Annotated in this window: 12 protein-coding genes; 6 read left to right on the plus strand and 6 right to left on the minus strand. The window is 72.9% G+C overall.

All coding sequences use genetic code 11. The annotated features are described in order from the left end of the window. The first annotated feature begins 42 nt into the window (after nucleotides 1-42). Nucleotides 43-681 (plus strand): Uma2 family endonuclease, encoded by a 639-nt coding sequence (locus AC3IYJ_RS16270; protein WP_489401998.1) that lies wholly within the window; start codon nucleotides 43-45, stop codon nucleotides 679-681. Here AC3IYJ_RS16270 and AC3IYJ_RS16275 read toward each other — a convergent pair. The 4 genes from AC3IYJ_RS16275 to AC3IYJ_RS16290 all read right to left on the minus strand — a co-directional run bounded on the left by AC3IYJ_RS16275 (nucleotide 653) and on the right by AC3IYJ_RS16290 (nucleotide 4,406). After that, nucleotides 653-979, minus strand: coding sequence for a hypothetical protein (locus AC3IYJ_RS16275; protein WP_489401999.1), 327 nt, complete (start codon nucleotides 977-979; stop codon nucleotides 653-655). The two genes, AC3IYJ_RS16270 and AC3IYJ_RS16275, sit on opposite strands and share 29 nt — an antisense overlap. 85 nt (nucleotides 980-1,064) lie before the next feature. Continuing rightward, nucleotides 1,065-1,886 (minus strand): dioxygenase family protein, encoded by an 822-nt coding sequence (locus AC3IYJ_RS16280; RefSeq protein ID WP_489402000.1) that lies wholly within the window; start codon nucleotides 1,884-1,886, stop codon nucleotides 1,065-1,067. A gap of 119 nt (nucleotides 1,887-2,005) precedes the next feature. Next, a complete protein-coding gene (locus tag AC3IYJ_RS16285; protein ID WP_489402001.1) occupies nucleotides 2,006-3,544 on the minus strand; it encodes an MFS transporter in 1,539 nt (512 codons plus the stop codon). A gap of 124 nt (nucleotides 3,545-3,668) precedes the next feature. Next, nucleotides 3,669-4,406, minus strand: coding sequence for a TetR/AcrR family transcriptional regulator (locus tag AC3IYJ_RS16290; protein ID WP_489402002.1), 738 nt, complete (start codon nucleotides 4,404-4,406; stop codon nucleotides 3,669-3,671). Between the two features lie 259 nt (nucleotides 4,407-4,665). On the opposite strand from AC3IYJ_RS16290, the gene AC3IYJ_RS16295 reads away from it, so the two are divergent. Both AC3IYJ_RS16295 and AC3IYJ_RS16300 read left to right on the plus strand, forming a co-directional pair. After that, the gene (locus tag AC3IYJ_RS16295; RefSeq protein ID WP_489402003.1) at nucleotides 4,666-5,946 is read left to right on the plus strand and encodes a M6 family metalloprotease domain-containing protein; all 1,281 of its coding nucleotides are present in this window, start codon (nucleotides 4,666-4,668) and stop codon (nucleotides 5,944-5,946) included. Between the two features lie 177 nt (nucleotides 5,947-6,123). Continuing rightward, nucleotides 6,124-7,005: a zinc-binding dehydrogenase gene (locus AC3IYJ_RS16300; RefSeq protein WP_489402004.1), complete on the plus strand. Its 882-nt coding sequence runs from the start codon at nucleotides 6,124-6,126 to the stop codon at nucleotides 7,003-7,005. 71 nt (nucleotides 7,006-7,076) lie between these two features. Here AC3IYJ_RS16300 and AC3IYJ_RS16305 read toward each other — a convergent pair whose 3' ends face one another. Next, the gene (locus tag AC3IYJ_RS16305; protein WP_489402005.1) at nucleotides 7,077-7,493 is read right to left on the minus strand and encodes a hypothetical protein; all 417 of its coding nucleotides are present in this window, start codon (nucleotides 7,491-7,493) and stop codon (nucleotides 7,077-7,079) included. A gap of 25 nt (nucleotides 7,494-7,518) precedes the next feature. Between AC3IYJ_RS16305 and AC3IYJ_RS16310 the strand changes: the two genes are divergently transcribed. Further along, a complete protein-coding gene (locus AC3IYJ_RS16310; RefSeq protein WP_489402006.1) occupies nucleotides 7,519-9,255 on the plus strand; it encodes a hypothetical protein in 1,737 nt (578 codons plus the stop codon). Here AC3IYJ_RS16310 and AC3IYJ_RS16315 read toward each other — a convergent pair. After that, entirely contained in the window at nucleotides 9,178-11,373 is a 2,196-nt protein-coding gene (locus tag AC3IYJ_RS16315; protein WP_489402007.1) for a hypothetical protein, read from the minus strand. The genes AC3IYJ_RS16310 and AC3IYJ_RS16315 overlap by 78 nt on opposite strands. A 136-nt stretch (nucleotides 11,374-11,509) precedes the next feature. Between AC3IYJ_RS16315 and AC3IYJ_RS16320 the strand changes: the two genes are divergently transcribed. Both AC3IYJ_RS16320 and AC3IYJ_RS16325 read left to right on the plus strand, forming a co-directional pair. Further along, complete coding sequence (locus tag AC3IYJ_RS16320) at nucleotides 11,510-12,235, plus strand: tyrosine-protein phosphatase (protein ID WP_489402008.1); 726 nt, start codon at nucleotides 11,510-11,512, stop codon at nucleotides 12,233-12,235. Between the two features lie 278 nt (nucleotides 12,236-12,513). Further along, entirely contained in the window at nucleotides 12,514-13,620 is a 1,107-nt protein-coding gene (locus AC3IYJ_RS16325; protein ID WP_489402009.1) for a hypothetical protein, read from the plus strand. Nucleotides 13,621-13,726 lie beyond the last annotated feature (106 nt).

Below are 13,726 nucleotides of genomic sequence, written 5' to 3' on the forward strand. Positions count from 1 at the left end.
CTGGTCGGTGACGCCCACACTTGAGGAGGAGGTGCTGCACCCATGACCGCTCTCGCCCACGAGGCCACAGAGGCCGACACACCCGATTCCGATCTGGACGAGGCCCTGTGGCTCGCATGGCAAGCTGCAGTCGAGCGACTCCCCGAGGGCTTCCGTGCCGAGATCATCGAGGGGTCCATCGAAGTGTCGCCGACCGGTCGCCATTCACACGGCGAGACCGCGAACGAGCTGCGTGACAGCCTTGTGGTCTTCCTAGCTGGGAGCGGGTACGTAGCCCGGCAGGACATGAACGTCATCCATGGTCGCAATGTCTGGATTCCGGACGTGTTCGTAACGCCGAAGGCCACCCCGGAGCACGTCACCGACGACGGCATCGGCGTCAAGGCCTCGGCCGTAGAGCTTGTCGTCGAGGTCGTCTCCCCCGGTCACAAGAGCACCTCCCGTGACCGGGTCCGCAAGCGGCGGGCGTACGCCCGCGCCGGAATCCCGGTCTACATCCTGATCGACGACTACGACGACCACGGCATCGTGACCGTGCTCACCGCCCCCGATACGGATCAGGCCGTCTACGACGACGAGGTCCGGACGGCCTACGGCACCACCGTCACCATCCCGACCGGTCCCGCCAAGGGCTTCGCCATCGGGGAGGACGTCACCGGGCCGGGGCGGGGTGGCGGGTAGCGACCTGGGGGCAGGCGTGGCAGGCGGGTGGGCCCGACTGGGTCCACCATTTGCAGGACGGGCGCAGGTGGCAGGCGGGGACCGCGGCGACCTGCGGCGGGGGCGAGGTCAGGCGGGTGGCCAGGGTGCAGGTGTCGGCCTCGCGGTTGAGGCAGTGCGGGACGCAGTGGGAGGCCAGGCGCAGCAGGCGGCGCGGTTCGACCCCGGGCTCCAGCCCGGCCAGGGCTTCGGCCGCCGGGCGCGGGGCCGGGAGGTAGGCCGGGGGGCCGTCGAGGCCGTCGCGGACGGCAAGGACCACCGACTCGGGCGCGTACGCCGATCCGCTCGGGCACCACAGCCGACCCGCGTCCGCGTCCCCGGGCTCCGCAGGCCCCGTAGCCCCCCTAACCAAATTGCAGAGACCGCTTCGAGAGGCCCATCCAGAAGCCCTCCACCGGGGTGGCGGCCGTGGCCAGCTCGGATTCCGCGGCCCCCAGGGTGACGAACAGCGGCGCGAAGTGCTCCGTGCGCGGGTGCGCCAGGCGGCCGGCCGGGGACTTGGTCTCGAAGTCGAGCAGGGCGTCGACGTCGGCGCCGGCCAGCGCTTCGCGGCCCCAGTCGTCGAACTCCGCCGACCAGGCGGGCACGCCCGGCCCGGTGTGACGCAGGGCGGCCAGGTTGTGGGTGAAGAAGCCGCTGCCCACGATCAGGACCCCTTCGTCGCGCAGCGGCGCGAGCCTGCGGCCGATCTCCATCAGGCGGCGGGGGTCCAGCGTCGGCATGGATATCTGGAGGACCGGGACGTCGGCCTCCGGGAACATCTCCACGAGCGGGACGTACGCGCCGTGGTCGAGCCCCCGGTCGGGGATGTCCTGGACCGGGGTGCCCGGGGCCTTCAGCAGCCCCCGCACGGCCGCTGCCAGCTCGGGGGCGCCCGGAGCCTCGTAGCGGACCCGGTAGTAGTGCTCGGGGAAGCCCCAGAAGTCGTGGACCAGCGGGACCTGCCGCGTGGCGCCGAGGGCGAGCGGGGCCTCTTCCCAGTGCGCGGAGACCATCAGGACGGCACGGGGGCGGGGCAGGGTGGCGGACCAGGCGGCCAGTTCACCGGGCCAGACCGGGTCGTCGGCCAGGGGCGGGGCTCCGTGGCTCAGGTAGAGCGCGGGCATCCGGGCCGTGGATCCACCGGAGGCACCGGGTGCGGGGGTCCGGGGTTCAGAGGTCGTCATCAGGGGCTCCTGGATCGTCACGGCGGGCCGCCACACAAAGACTAACCCCGCATCGTTCAAATTTGAACAATGCGGGGTCGTCAGTCATTCCCGCTACCCCGGAGCCGGGGCCCCGCGGGTCAGTGGGCGATCACCGGAACCGGTACGTCGGCTTCCGCGCCCTCGCCCTTGGCGACCGGGCCACCCGCGCCGGGACGGCCCGTGGTGATCAAGGTCAGGGCGATGAGGGAGCTGGCGACCAGGATGCCGACCGCCCACCAGATCGCCGAGGCGTAGCCCTCGACCATGGCCTGGGCCTGGATCAGCTTCGCCGCCGGACCGCCCGCCGCGGCCTCGGCCGCGTGGTCGGTCAGGTACGCAGTCGTCGCCGAGGCGGCGATCGTGTTCAGCAGGGCGGTGCCGATCGCGCCGCCCACCTGCTGCGAGGTGTTGACCATCGCGGAGGCGACACCCGCGTCGGCCGGGTTGACCCCGTACGTGGCCAGGGACATGGCGGGCATGAACGCCGTACCCATGCCGAGACCCAGCAGCAGCTGCGCCGGCAGGATCAGCGCCGGGTAGGAGGAGCCGACCTCCAGCTGCGTCAGCAGCAGCATGCCGGCGGCGGCGACCATGAAGCCGGGACCCATCAGCAGGCGCGGGGGAACCCGCGTCATCAGGCGGGCGCCGATCTGCGTGGAGCCGGTGATCATGCCCGCGATCATCGGGAGGAAGGCGAAGCCGGTCTTGACGGGCGAGAAGCCCTTCACGACCTGGAGGTAGTAGGTGAGGAAGAGGAACAGGCCGAACATCGAGATGACGGCGAGGCCCAGCGAGAGGTAGACACCGCCGCGGTTGCGCTCCAGCAGGACGCGCAGCGGCAGCAGCGGGGAGGCCGTACGGGACTCGACGAAGACGAACGAGGCGAGCAGCACCACCGAGGCGATGAACATGCCGACGGTCAGGCCGTCCGACCAGCCGGCCGACTCGGCGCGGGTGAACCCGTAGACCAGGGCGACCAGGCCGGTCGTGGACAGGACCACGCCGGGGATGTCGAGCGGCGCGCGGTTGCGGCCGCCGGCCGGCTCGCGAATGATCATCCAGGCGCCGACGGCGGCGATGATCGCGAACGGGATGTTGACGAAGAACGTCCAGCGCCAGTTGAGGTATTCGGTGAGGAACCCGCCGAGGATCAGACCCACGGCGCCACCGCCACCGGCGATCGCACCGTAGATGCCGAAGGCCTTGGCCCGCTCCTTGGCGTCGGTGAACATGACGGCCAGCAGCGAGAGCGCGGCGGGCGCGAGCAGCGCGCCGAAGGCACCCTGCAGGGCGCGGGCGCCGAGCATCATGGCCTCACCCTGGGCGGCGCCGCCCAGCGCGGAGGCCAGGGCGAAACCGATCAGGCCGACGATGAAGGCGTTCTTGCGGCCCCACTTGTCGGCGATGCGGCCGCCGAAGAGGAGCAGTCCGCCGAAGGCCAGCGCGTACGCGGTGATGACCCACTGGCGGTTGCCGTCCGAGATGCCGAGGTCGGCCTGGGCGGACGGCAGGGCGATGTTCACGATGGTGGCGTCGAGGACGACCATCAGCTGCGCCAGGGCGATGAAGACCAGGGCCTTCCAGCGACTGGGGTCGGCAGCGCCAGCCAGCGGCGGATTCGCGGCTGTTTTTGACATGGGGATACCCACTTCGTGGTACGAGATGACTGAAAAAGCCTGAAATGTATTTAAATCAAGAAGGAAGCGAAGTCTGTGCGGCTTTGAGCCGGGTTTTCGACGCTAGCGGGTGCGACCCGGGGCGTCACATGGTTTTCCGCCTCAGGTCGGCCAGCGTGGTCGCGGTACCCGGCAGGACGGAGCGGGCCGGGGCCCTCAACCCGTCCAGGAACAGCTGCAGATGACGGTGGACGAAGACGTCCGTGTCGAAGCAGGCGGTGCCGGGCAGGGGGCGGCTGAGCTGGGACAGTGCGATCATCAGATCGCCCACGCCTATGTCGGCGCGCAGCAGCCCGGTGGACTGGCCGACGGCCATCAGGGTTTCCACCGCCTCCTCCAAAGCACTGCGGGAGGCGAGCAGTTCGGGGTGCTCCCGGTCGAAGTCGCTGGAGAGCATGGGGCACAGGGCGCCGATCCGCTCGTCCGCCGCCCCGTGCGTGAAGCGGCAGAGCGCGGCGAAGGCGTCCGGCTCCTCGGCCAGCGAATCGTTGGCCAGCTCCGTGACCCGGTCCATCACGAAGACCACGACGTGGTGGATGAGCGCGGGCCGGTCGGGGAAGTGCCGGTAGAGCGTGGCATTGCCGACGCCGGCCCGGCGGGCGATCTCGTCGAGGGGGGCGGTCGGGCCGAATTCCACGAGCACCTCGCGCGCGGCGGCCAGGATGCGCTCCCGGTTGCGGACCGCATCGGCGCGCGGCCGCGGGACCGGGTGCGCGGGGAGCGCCGGGGACCCCCCGCAGGACACGGGTGCCGAGAGGTCCAGAGCCGCCTCCGGTCCCGGCACGGGCAGGGCCGCCGGAGCGGTGGTGGCGGGGCTCTTCATCCGGGGCCTCCTCGGCACGGTGACGCGTAAGCCTGCTCGAAACGGGGAGCAGCTCCCCGGTTCGTGGGGACTCTCGTTCAAACGGGGAGAACGTCCCCGGTTATTTCACTCTCCAGTGTGACCTGAGTCACATCACCCCAGGCCCATCACTCCCGTTTGGCCTCTTCCGACGCGCGAGTACGCCCCAGCCGTCGGAGGGTGATCGAACAGAGCGCAGACCGGACCCGGCCGGCTGCCGCGGACCCGAAGGCCGATCGCCATGCCGCAGACGCGCCACCGGATACGCAAGCCGAACCGAGCCGGCGTCTACATCGGCATCACCGCGCTGGCCCTCGGGGTCACGGCGACCGCCAGCACCGGCATAGCCAACCGCGGCAACTCCGCCGCCGGCCCGGTGGCCGCGACGAGCGTCGAGTCGGCGCTCGCGCCCTGCCGGATCGCCGGTGCGATGGGTGTCCAGATGTCCGAGGGGCTGCCGACCCCGCCCGGCTACGCGCGCTCGACCGGCGAGGTCCGGGCGCTGAACCTGATGATCGACTTCCCCGACGCCAAGGGCGAGGGTGCGGCCGTGGACCGGCTGGCGGAATTCTTCCCGCAGACCTCGGACTGGTTCCGCACCAGCTCCTACGGGCGGCTCACCTACCGGGCCGAGGCTCCGATCCGGAACTGGCTGCGGATGCCGATGCCGTTCGCGTCGTACGGGATAGAGCGCGGGTCCGCGTACGAGTCCGGCTACCGCCAGCTCGTCGAACACATAGTGAAGGCCGCCGACGCCGAGGTCGATTTCTCCAAGTATGACTTGATCAACATTCTGGTCACGCCGAACGCCGGGCCCTCCGCCCTCGACACCGTCCTCTCCGTCACCTTCTCGGGCAACAGCGAGGCCCCGATGGCCGACGGCGTTCCGCTCGCCAACACCTCCTTCATCTACAGCCGCCAGGACGACGGCTCCGGCTCCTTCCGCGAGACGGGCTACCGCGTGCTCCCCCACGAGAACGGGCACGTCTTCGGCCTGCCCGACCTGTACACCGCCGACGGCGGGGGCACCGTCGGGCACTGGGACGTCATGAGCGAGGACTGGGGCGCCAACAACGACCTGCTCGGCTGGCACAAGTGGAAGCTGGGCTGGCTCGACAGCTCCCAGATCAGCTGCGCCGGGAAGTCCGGGGTCAGCGACCACATACTGTCCCCGCTCGCCACCGAGGGCGGCACCAAGCTGGCGTTCGTCCCCGTCTCGGACAGCGCGGGCTACGCGGTGGAGGTGCGCACCCGGGCCGGGAACGACGAGGCCGTCTGCAAGCCCGGCGTCCTCATATACAAGGTCGACTCCGAGGTGGACACCGGCCGCGGACCGGTCACCGTCTCCGACAGCGCCGCCGCCAGCGGCGGCTGCACCCGGCGGCCCAACGTCCACGCGGAACTCTCCGACGCGCCGTTCAAGCCGGGCGAGACCTTCAACGACGAGAAGGCGGGCATCAGCATCTCCGTCGTCGGCGAACTGCGCAACGGCGGCTACCAGGTCCGGGTCACCCGCCCGTGACGGGGCGCCCCGCCGCTCTGTGACAGGGCGTCCCGCCGCAAAGGGGCGCCCCGGGACCGAAGCGGCGTCAGTTCGAGTCGCTCGGCCCGGCGTCTCGCGACCTACGGCCCCCCGCGGGACCGCGGTCGTCCGGTGAAGCTTGCAGGACCAGCCGCGTCACGAAGTACAGGAGACCCCTTGAAGGCCTTCGCGCTGCCCCGGACCGGCGTACCACCCGCCGTCGTCGAGCGGCCCGTCCCCGAGCCGGGGCCGGGCGAGGTCCTCGTGCGCACCACGGCCGCACTCATCTGCGCCTGGGACGGGCACACCGCCGCCGCGGCCCCCATCGGGCTCGGCCACGAGGCCGTCGGCGTCGTCGCGGCGGTGGGCCCCGGGGTCTGCCCCTCCTTCGTCGACCGGCGCGTCGGCGTGGAGGGCCACGGCAGGCTCGCCGAGTTCTTCCGCGCCCCGGCGGCCGGAGCCGGACTGGTCCCGCTCCCCCGCACCGTCACCGACCACCAGGCCCTCTACGCGGCCGGCGCGCTCCCCACCGGCTTCGCCGCCGCCGAAGAGGCCGGGCCGCCCGCCGGAGGCACCGTCGTCGTCTTCGGGCAGGGCGCCGTAGGGCTCAGCGCGACCATCGCGGCCGGCCGGCTGCGCGGCGCCCGGGTCATCGCGGTCGAGCCGGAGATGAAGCGGCAGCGGCTCGCCCTGCGGTTCGGGGCGGACGTGGTGATCGACCCGGCCTACGAGGACACCGCCGAGCGGATCCTGGAACTGACGGGCGGCCGCGGCGCCGACCGCGCGATCATGGCGAGCCCCGCGCCCGCCGCCGCGTCGGCGGCCCGCGAGGGCCTAGCCGAGGGCGGGAGGATCACGTACGCCCGCTGCCGGCCGCCCCGGAGCAGTGGTGCGCGGCTGGCGCGGGCGCTGCACCTGATCGAGGACGGGCTGGTGGACCCGACGGTGATCACCACCCACGAATTCCCCTTCCACCGTGTCGGGGAGGCCTTCGCCCGGCTCGCCGCCGGGGAGCCGGGCATGATCAAGCCGGTCATCCTCTTCCCCCGGCCGCAATAGCGCTGCCGCCGGCCGCCTCCGTGGAGGTCGGGATCGTCGTGGAGCCGCACGCACCGATGGGGGCGTGAGCCTCAGCCGAGGTTGACGGACCCGAAGTCCCCGCCCTGGACGACCGTGCCGTTGAAGGTCCCGCCGGTGATGGTGTTCTGGACCACGGAACCCGAAGCCCCCTCGCGCCAGCCCGGGTTCACCTCGTCGAGCAGCTCGGTGAGCTCGCGCACGGCCTCCGGGTCGGCCTCCAGGGCCAGCCGCAGCCGGTCCCGCCAGCCCTCCTCGACCTGGGCGAGCGCCGCCTCGTCGCCGTCCGCGCGGGCCAGCAGGAGCTCGGCGCGGGAGGTCCGCAGACCCCTGTCCGCCTCGGTCCGCGCCGTGTCGTCCGTCCGCCCGAGGAGGCGGGCGAAGCGGCCGCCCGCGTAACTCCACGCGTCCGAGACCATCAACCCGACGATCGTGGTCGCACCCGCCGTCACCAGTGCCGCAACATCCATGTCCGCACGCTAGCCGTAGGCTGGCGTGCGGCGCGAGCGGATCGGGAAGGCAGTGGTGGTGCGGGTGCGGACGGAGCGCGGCCTTCCGGCCCGGCGGTGGCTCACGGTGCCGGCCGAACGCACGGTCCTCGGCGTCATCCACAACGTCACTTCCGCGACCCGGCTCCTCGACGTGCTCCAGGTCTTCGAGGCGGACCCCCGGGTGCGGGTGGTGTTCACGTGCACCGGGTCCTCGGCCTTCGAGGACGGGATCGCGGAATTCGTCTCCGCGCACGGGCTGTTCTTCCTGCCGTGGGAGAGCGCCCTGAAGGAGCGGTTCGATCTGGCGGTGAGCACCAGCCGCGGCGGGAATCTGGAGGACATTTCCGCACCGCTCATTGGCGCCCCGCACGGGGCTGGATACAATAAAAAGCTCAGCAAGAATCCGGAATCCGGAATCCGGAATCCGGAATCCGGGGCAGGGGTCGGAGCCGGGGCTTTCGGGCTGACTGCCGAGTGGCTGCTCCACGACGGTGAGGTCGTCCCGTCCGTCATCGTCCTCTCGCACGAGGAACAGCTCTCCCGCCTGGGCCGCGACTGCCCCGAAGCGCTCCCGTACGCCCACGTCGTGGGCGATCCGGTGGCCGACGAACTCGACGCCTCCGACCCCTTCCGCGCCGATTACCGGGCGGCCTTCGGAATCGGGCCCGAGCAGAAACTCCTGCTGGCCGCCTCCACCTGGGGCCCGCATTCCCTCATCGGCACCGATATCGCGCTCGTCGAACGCGCCCTCGCCGAATTGCCCTCCGATGAATTCCGCGTCGTCGCCGCCGTCCACCCCAATGCCTGGTACGTCCACGGGGAGAACCAGATCCGCAGGTGGCTGGCGCGCGCCCTGCGGGCCGGGCTGATCCTGCCGCCGCCCGCCGGGCAGGGCTGGAAGGCCGCGCTGTGCGCCGCCGACGTCTACCTCGGCGACCACGGGTCGCTGAGCCTGTACGCCGCCGCGCGCGGGATCCCCGGAGTGCTGGCCGCCTTCGACGACTCCGCCGTCGCCGCCGGGTCCGCCATGGCCTGGCTCGGCGGCGCCCTGCCGCGCCTCGATCCGGGCCGGCCGCTGGCCGCGCAGCTCGCCGGGGCCCGCGCCCTGCCTGGGGCCGCGGCCCGCCTGACCTCGCGGGCCGGGCGGGCGGCCGCCCTGCTGCGCACCCTCTGCTACCGCCATCTGGGGCTGCCCGAACCGGAGTTCCCCGTCGTGGCCCGGCCGGTGCCGCTGCCCGGGCCCGCCGGCCTGCCGAGCCCGCTGGTCCCGGCGTCCTACGTCTCCACCGCCATCGGGGACCGGGCCAACGGGGATCAGGAGGTCCGGGTCCGCCGCCATCCGGCCGAGCTCCAGGGCCGGATGACCGCCCACCTCGGCCCCGACGCGCACGTCACCGCCGATGCCGCCGAGCCCGATGCCCGGCTGCGTGGGCTCGCCGACGTGCTGATCGCGCGGCCGGGTGCGGATCCGGCGGCGGTGTTCGCCCGGAACTCCCACTGCGCACTGGTGGTGTCCGGCGGGCGGCTGCGGCTGCGCGACGGGCGGGAGTTCACGGTGTCGGGCGGCGCGGAGCCCGCGCTGGCCGGGTCGGTGCTGGTCGCGCTGCTCGGCGAAGGCATTGATGTGGAGGGCGAGTTCGGGATCCGGGTCGGCGGGGTGGTCTCAGTGGCGCGGCTCGCCCTGGTCCGGGATGCGGGCCAGGCGGATCCGGGCCTCCTCGGCCCGGATGCTCCGCAGTGACTCGTAGGCGGCCAGGGCCGCCTGCCAGTCGGCCCGGGCGGCTTCCGGGTCGCCGAGGGCCGCGCGCAGGTCTCCTCGTACGAGGACGGCGTCGGCCCGGTTGATGGTCCCCTCGGCGAAGGCCTCCAGCGCCTGATCCAGGGGGCCGGCCGCCTCCTGGGGGCGGCCCGCGGCGAGGAGGGCCGCGGCCGAGCGCAGCCGGGTCTTGGCCACGTTGGCCTCGTCCTTCAACGCCTCGAACGCGCGCAGTGCCGTAGCGAGGTGGCGGGCGGCCCGGTCGTACTGTCCTGCGGCCGCCGCCGCGTTGCCCTGGTGATACTCCAACAGGGCCCGGCCGCGCGGATGTTCCACCGCGCCGAGGGCGGTGAGGGCCTGCGCGTACAGTTCCGCGGCGGCCCGCGGCCGGCCCTGGGCGACCGCGATCCGGCCGAGGCCCTCCAGCGCGGAGGACTCGGTGCGCTCGTGGCCGATCCGGCGGGCGCTCTCGCGGGCGGCGTCGTAGTGCAGCCGCGCCTCCTCCAGGTCCTCGGCCGCGCCGCGGTCGCCCAGGGCGAAGGCCAACTCGTAGTGCATCCGGGCGAGCATCAGCCCGTCCCCGGTGTCGGCGGCGGCCTCCTGCGCGAGGCGGGCGATGCGGATCCACAGGGTGTGGTGGCCCCGGTCGAGGAACATCGCGTGGACGGCCTGGGCCAGCAGGCAGAGCCGGGCGGGGCCGGTCTCGCGGAGCTCGGCGAGGGCGGCCAGGGTGTGCCGGTCGGCCTCCAGGGCGCTGATCGCCGCGGCCCTGGTGGCGAAGGGGCCGGGGGCTCCGTCGGGGCCGGAGCCGCGGTCGGGGTCCGGGTCGGGGAACAGCTCGCCGGCCCGCCAGCGCGGGGAGATCATCCGTTCCGCGGCGGCCGCCCGGCGCAGGTACCAGTCGATCACCCGCTCCAGATCCTCGCCGCGTGCTGCGGGGTCGGCCGCGGCCAGGGTCCCGGCACGGCCGTGCAGGACCCCGTTCATCCGGAACCGGCCGGGCGCGGCGGGGTCCAGCAGCCCGGCGTCGTGGAGTCCGCGCAGGGTCCCGGGAGCCAGGGCTTCGAGGAAGGCGGCCGGGAACTCCGGGGTGGGGTGCAGCCCGAGCAGCCGGAACCCGGCGCGCAGCCGCGGGTCCAGGTGCTCGTGGGCCAGGTCGAAGACCCGGCGGGCGGACTCCTGGCCGCGGTCCGGGTCCGCGTCCCCGTACGGGTCCCCGTCCCCGGTCCCGTCCTGGTGTCCCGGCACGTCGAGCACCTCCAGGATGTTCTCCCGCCCGATCCGGGCGGCCAGTTCCTCGACTCCGCCGCTCACCGGGTCCGCCGCGTGCGCGGCCGCGATGCGGACCACGTACGGCAGCCCGGCCGAGGCGCGCAGCACCGTACGCAGTGCGTCCGAGGAGGCCACGTCCTCCCCCACGACGGCACGGAACAGCGCGGCGCACGCCTCCTCGTCCAGCGCCGGGACGGGCAGCCGCACCGGCAGCCGGCCCTCGAAGTCCCTGCCGAAGGCTCCGAGGCGGAACTGGCTGGTCATCAGCACCATGCTCGCGGGATGTCCGGGCAGCAGGTGCCGGACGGCGGCGGCGCTGGGGACCCCGTCGAGGACCACCAGGGCGGGCCGCTCCGCGGTGAGGCTGCGGAACCGGGCCGCCAGCGCCGCCTCCGAGGCGGGCATCTCGGCGACGGGGATGCGCAGTTGCCCGAGTAAAGTCTCCAGCACGGCGTCCGCTTCCACCGGGCGGCCGAGCCCCTGCGGGGTCAGGTCGGCGTAGAAGACCCCGCCGGGGAAGTCCTCCCGGCGCTCCTGGCCCCAGTGCAGCGCCAGCCCGGTCTTGCCGACGCCCAGCGTGCCGTGCAGCAGCACCAGCAGCGGGGCGGACCGGCCGGCGCTCCCGGCGAGCAGCTCGTCCAGGCGGGCGCGCGGAACCTCGCGGTCGACGAACCCGTCGGGGCCGAAGGGCAGCATGCGGGGTACGGGCGCGGCCATGAGGCCATGCTCGGGCACATGGGTGTCGCGGCCCATGATGACCGGGCCGTAGAAGTTCCCGCCGGAGATGCTGTTGTTCACCGAGTCCGGGCCCGAGCCCGCGTACGAGTCCACCCGGCGCAGTGTCCCAGCGGGACCGCTCGGAGGGGAGGCTTCCGGCCGATCGTGGCCGGTCCTGGCCTGGATCCGGCGCGATGTATTGAATGTGGATCACCACAGCACATCGGTTCAAGCCAAGGGGGATCCGCCCATGACCCGGCACATCGAGTTCGACCGGCTCCACAACTTCCGTGATCTCGGGGGCTATCGCACGGCCGAGGGCGCCACCGTCGCCCGGGGCGTCCTCTACCGGGCGGACTCGCTCGGCAAGCTGGAGGGCTCCGACTGGGACCGCTTCCTCGGCCTCGGCATCCGTACCGTCATCGACCTGCGCTACCCGTGGGAGATCGAGGCCAAGGGCCGGATACCGGAGCCCGAGCGGTTCACGTACGCCAACCTGAGCATCGAGCACCGGCCTTATGACCAGGCCGAGATCGACCCGGACCTGGACCCCTGGCGGTTCCTCGCCGACCGGTTCGCCGAGGTCGCCGAGGACGGGGTGGAGGAGATCCGCGCCGCGATCGAGCTGATCGCCGAAGGCCCCGGACCGGCGGTCTTCCACTGCACCTCCGGCAAGGACCGCACCGGCCTGATCGCCGCCCTCGTCCTGACCCTGCTCGGCGTCGACGAGCAGCAGGTGCTCGACGACTTCGCCCTGACCGAGCTGGCCACCGCCCGCCTGACGGCCGACTGGCACGCCGCCAACCCCGGCCGCACCATGCGCTGGCCCGCCTACGGCCGCGCCCCGGCCGAAATCCTCCGCCTGACCCTCGCGGACCTCACCACCCTCCACGGCTCGGTCGAGGCCTACCTCGCGCACCGCGTCGGCATCACCCCGGCCACGACGACCGCCCTTCGGGCCCGCCTGCTGAGCTGACCGGCTGCCCGGCTGACCGCCGACAGCTCCCCCGAACCGCCCGACGCGCCGGCCCGATCCGCTTGCGCAGCCTGGCGCCGCGGCCATCGGCCGCGGACCTAGAGAAGGAATATATGGGCGCCCCGGAGTCTGGGGCGGTGCGTCGGAAATGACCGACGTGTTCCAAGCGTTCCGGCGCCACCGCTACGCCCCCCCACGGCGCGGCGGTGCGCGTGCGAGCCGTATTGAGGCCGGGGCCAAACCGCTCCGGCCCTTCTCTTTTGACACCAGGAGTTCTTGTGAAGCGTACGTTCACGTACGGAAGTCTCGGGCTGCGCAGCAGGGCAGCCGTCGTAACCGTCTCCGGCGCGGCCGCCCTCGCGCTCACGGCCGGCCTGGCGCAGGCCGCGCCCACCTGGGAGCAGGTGGGCGCGCCCGTCACGGAGGGCGCCCTCTACGACGTGCTGCCGGTCGGCGACGGCACCGTCGCCTTCGGCAAGACCATCTGGGGCCGCCAGAGCGGTGACGCGGAGGTCGCCCGTTACTGGGTGCGCCAGGGCACCACCTGGAAGCAGCTGCCCTACGAGAAGGACCGCCCGGACAACAACGGCTGGGCCGCCACGTCCGCCAGTGACTTCTGGGTGCTCGGCAAGCCGTACCAGGCGCCCCTGTCCGTCAGCCACTGGAACGGCACCGCCTGGGAGAAGCGCAACCCGGCCGACGCCAGCGTCGACTTCGCCGACATCCAGGCCCTTTCGGCCAACGACGCATGGGCCGTCGGTGAGTCGCGCACCGCAACCGCCACGTCCAACCCGGCCGTCGTCGGGCACTGGAACGGGTCCGCGTGGACGACCACCGCGCTTCCGCAGGCCGCCGGTGGCAGTTCCCGGCTGAACACCCTGCACGTCAACTCCGCCACCGACATCTGGGCGGCCGGAAAGACCTGCACCGACGCGGCCGGCACCAAGTGCCGTCCGTACGTCGTCAAGTACGACGGCGCCACCTGGAAGGAGGTCGCCACCCCCGCCGGTCTGACCGGGAGCTTCACCAGCATCGTCGCCCGGGGCTCCGGTGACGTGTGGGTCGCGGGCGGTACCACGGCCCTGCACTGGGACGGCGTCAAGTGGACCCGTCAGGACATCACCGTTTCCGGCACCGAGCAGGTGAACGACCTGGCCTTCTACGGGGGCAAGGTGCACGCCGGGGTGAACTCCAGCGTCGACGGGGGCCTCGTCCGCTTCAACGGGACGGCCTGGGAGAAGGTCACCGGCCCCGTCGACTACGCGGCGGACGGTGTCCGGCTGACCACCGCGACCAACGGCACCCTGTGGCTGGCGGGTCGCACCATGGACCTCTTCGGCTACTCCACCTACGCCGCCAAGCTCGCGGCGCCTGCCGCCGGCTGACGGACGGCTCCGGGGCGGCTCCGGAACGGCCCTCGGGCCCGTTCCGGGGCCGCCCCGCCACGGGTGCGCGGGCACGGTCCCACGACCGTGCCCGGCCTCCCCTCCT

The sequence above is a fragment of the Streptomyces sp. GL_140 genome, assembly GCF_057834465.1.

Excerpts from the sequence above, each read along its gene's own strand:
- AC3IYJ_RS16305 (WP_489402005.1), bottom strand. The coding sequence starts at position 7,493 with ATGGATGTTGCGGCACTGGTGACGGCGGGTGCGACCACGATCGTCGGG.
- AC3IYJ_RS16320 (WP_489402008.1), top strand. The coding sequence starts at position 11,510 with ATGACCCGGCACATCGAGTTCGACCGGCTCCACAACTTCCGTGATCTC.
- AC3IYJ_RS16280 (WP_489402000.1), bottom strand. The coding sequence starts at position 1,886 with ATGACGACCTCTGAACCCCGGACCCCCGCACCCGGTGCCTCCGGTGGA.
- AC3IYJ_RS16285 (WP_489402001.1), bottom strand. The coding sequence starts at position 3,544 with ATGTCAAAAACAGCCGCGAATCCGCCGCTGGCTGGCGCTGCCGACCCC.
- AC3IYJ_RS16270 (WP_489401998.1), top strand. The coding sequence starts at position 43 with ATGACCGCTCTCGCCCACGAGGCCACAGAGGCCGACACACCCGATTCC.
- AC3IYJ_RS16295 (WP_489402003.1), top strand. The coding sequence starts at position 4,666 with ATGCCGCAGACGCGCCACCGGATACGCAAGCCGAACCGAGCCGGCGTC.
- AC3IYJ_RS16290 (WP_489402002.1), bottom strand. The coding sequence starts at position 4,406 with ATGAAGAGCCCCGCCACCACCGCTCCGGCGGCCCTGCCCGTGCCGGGA.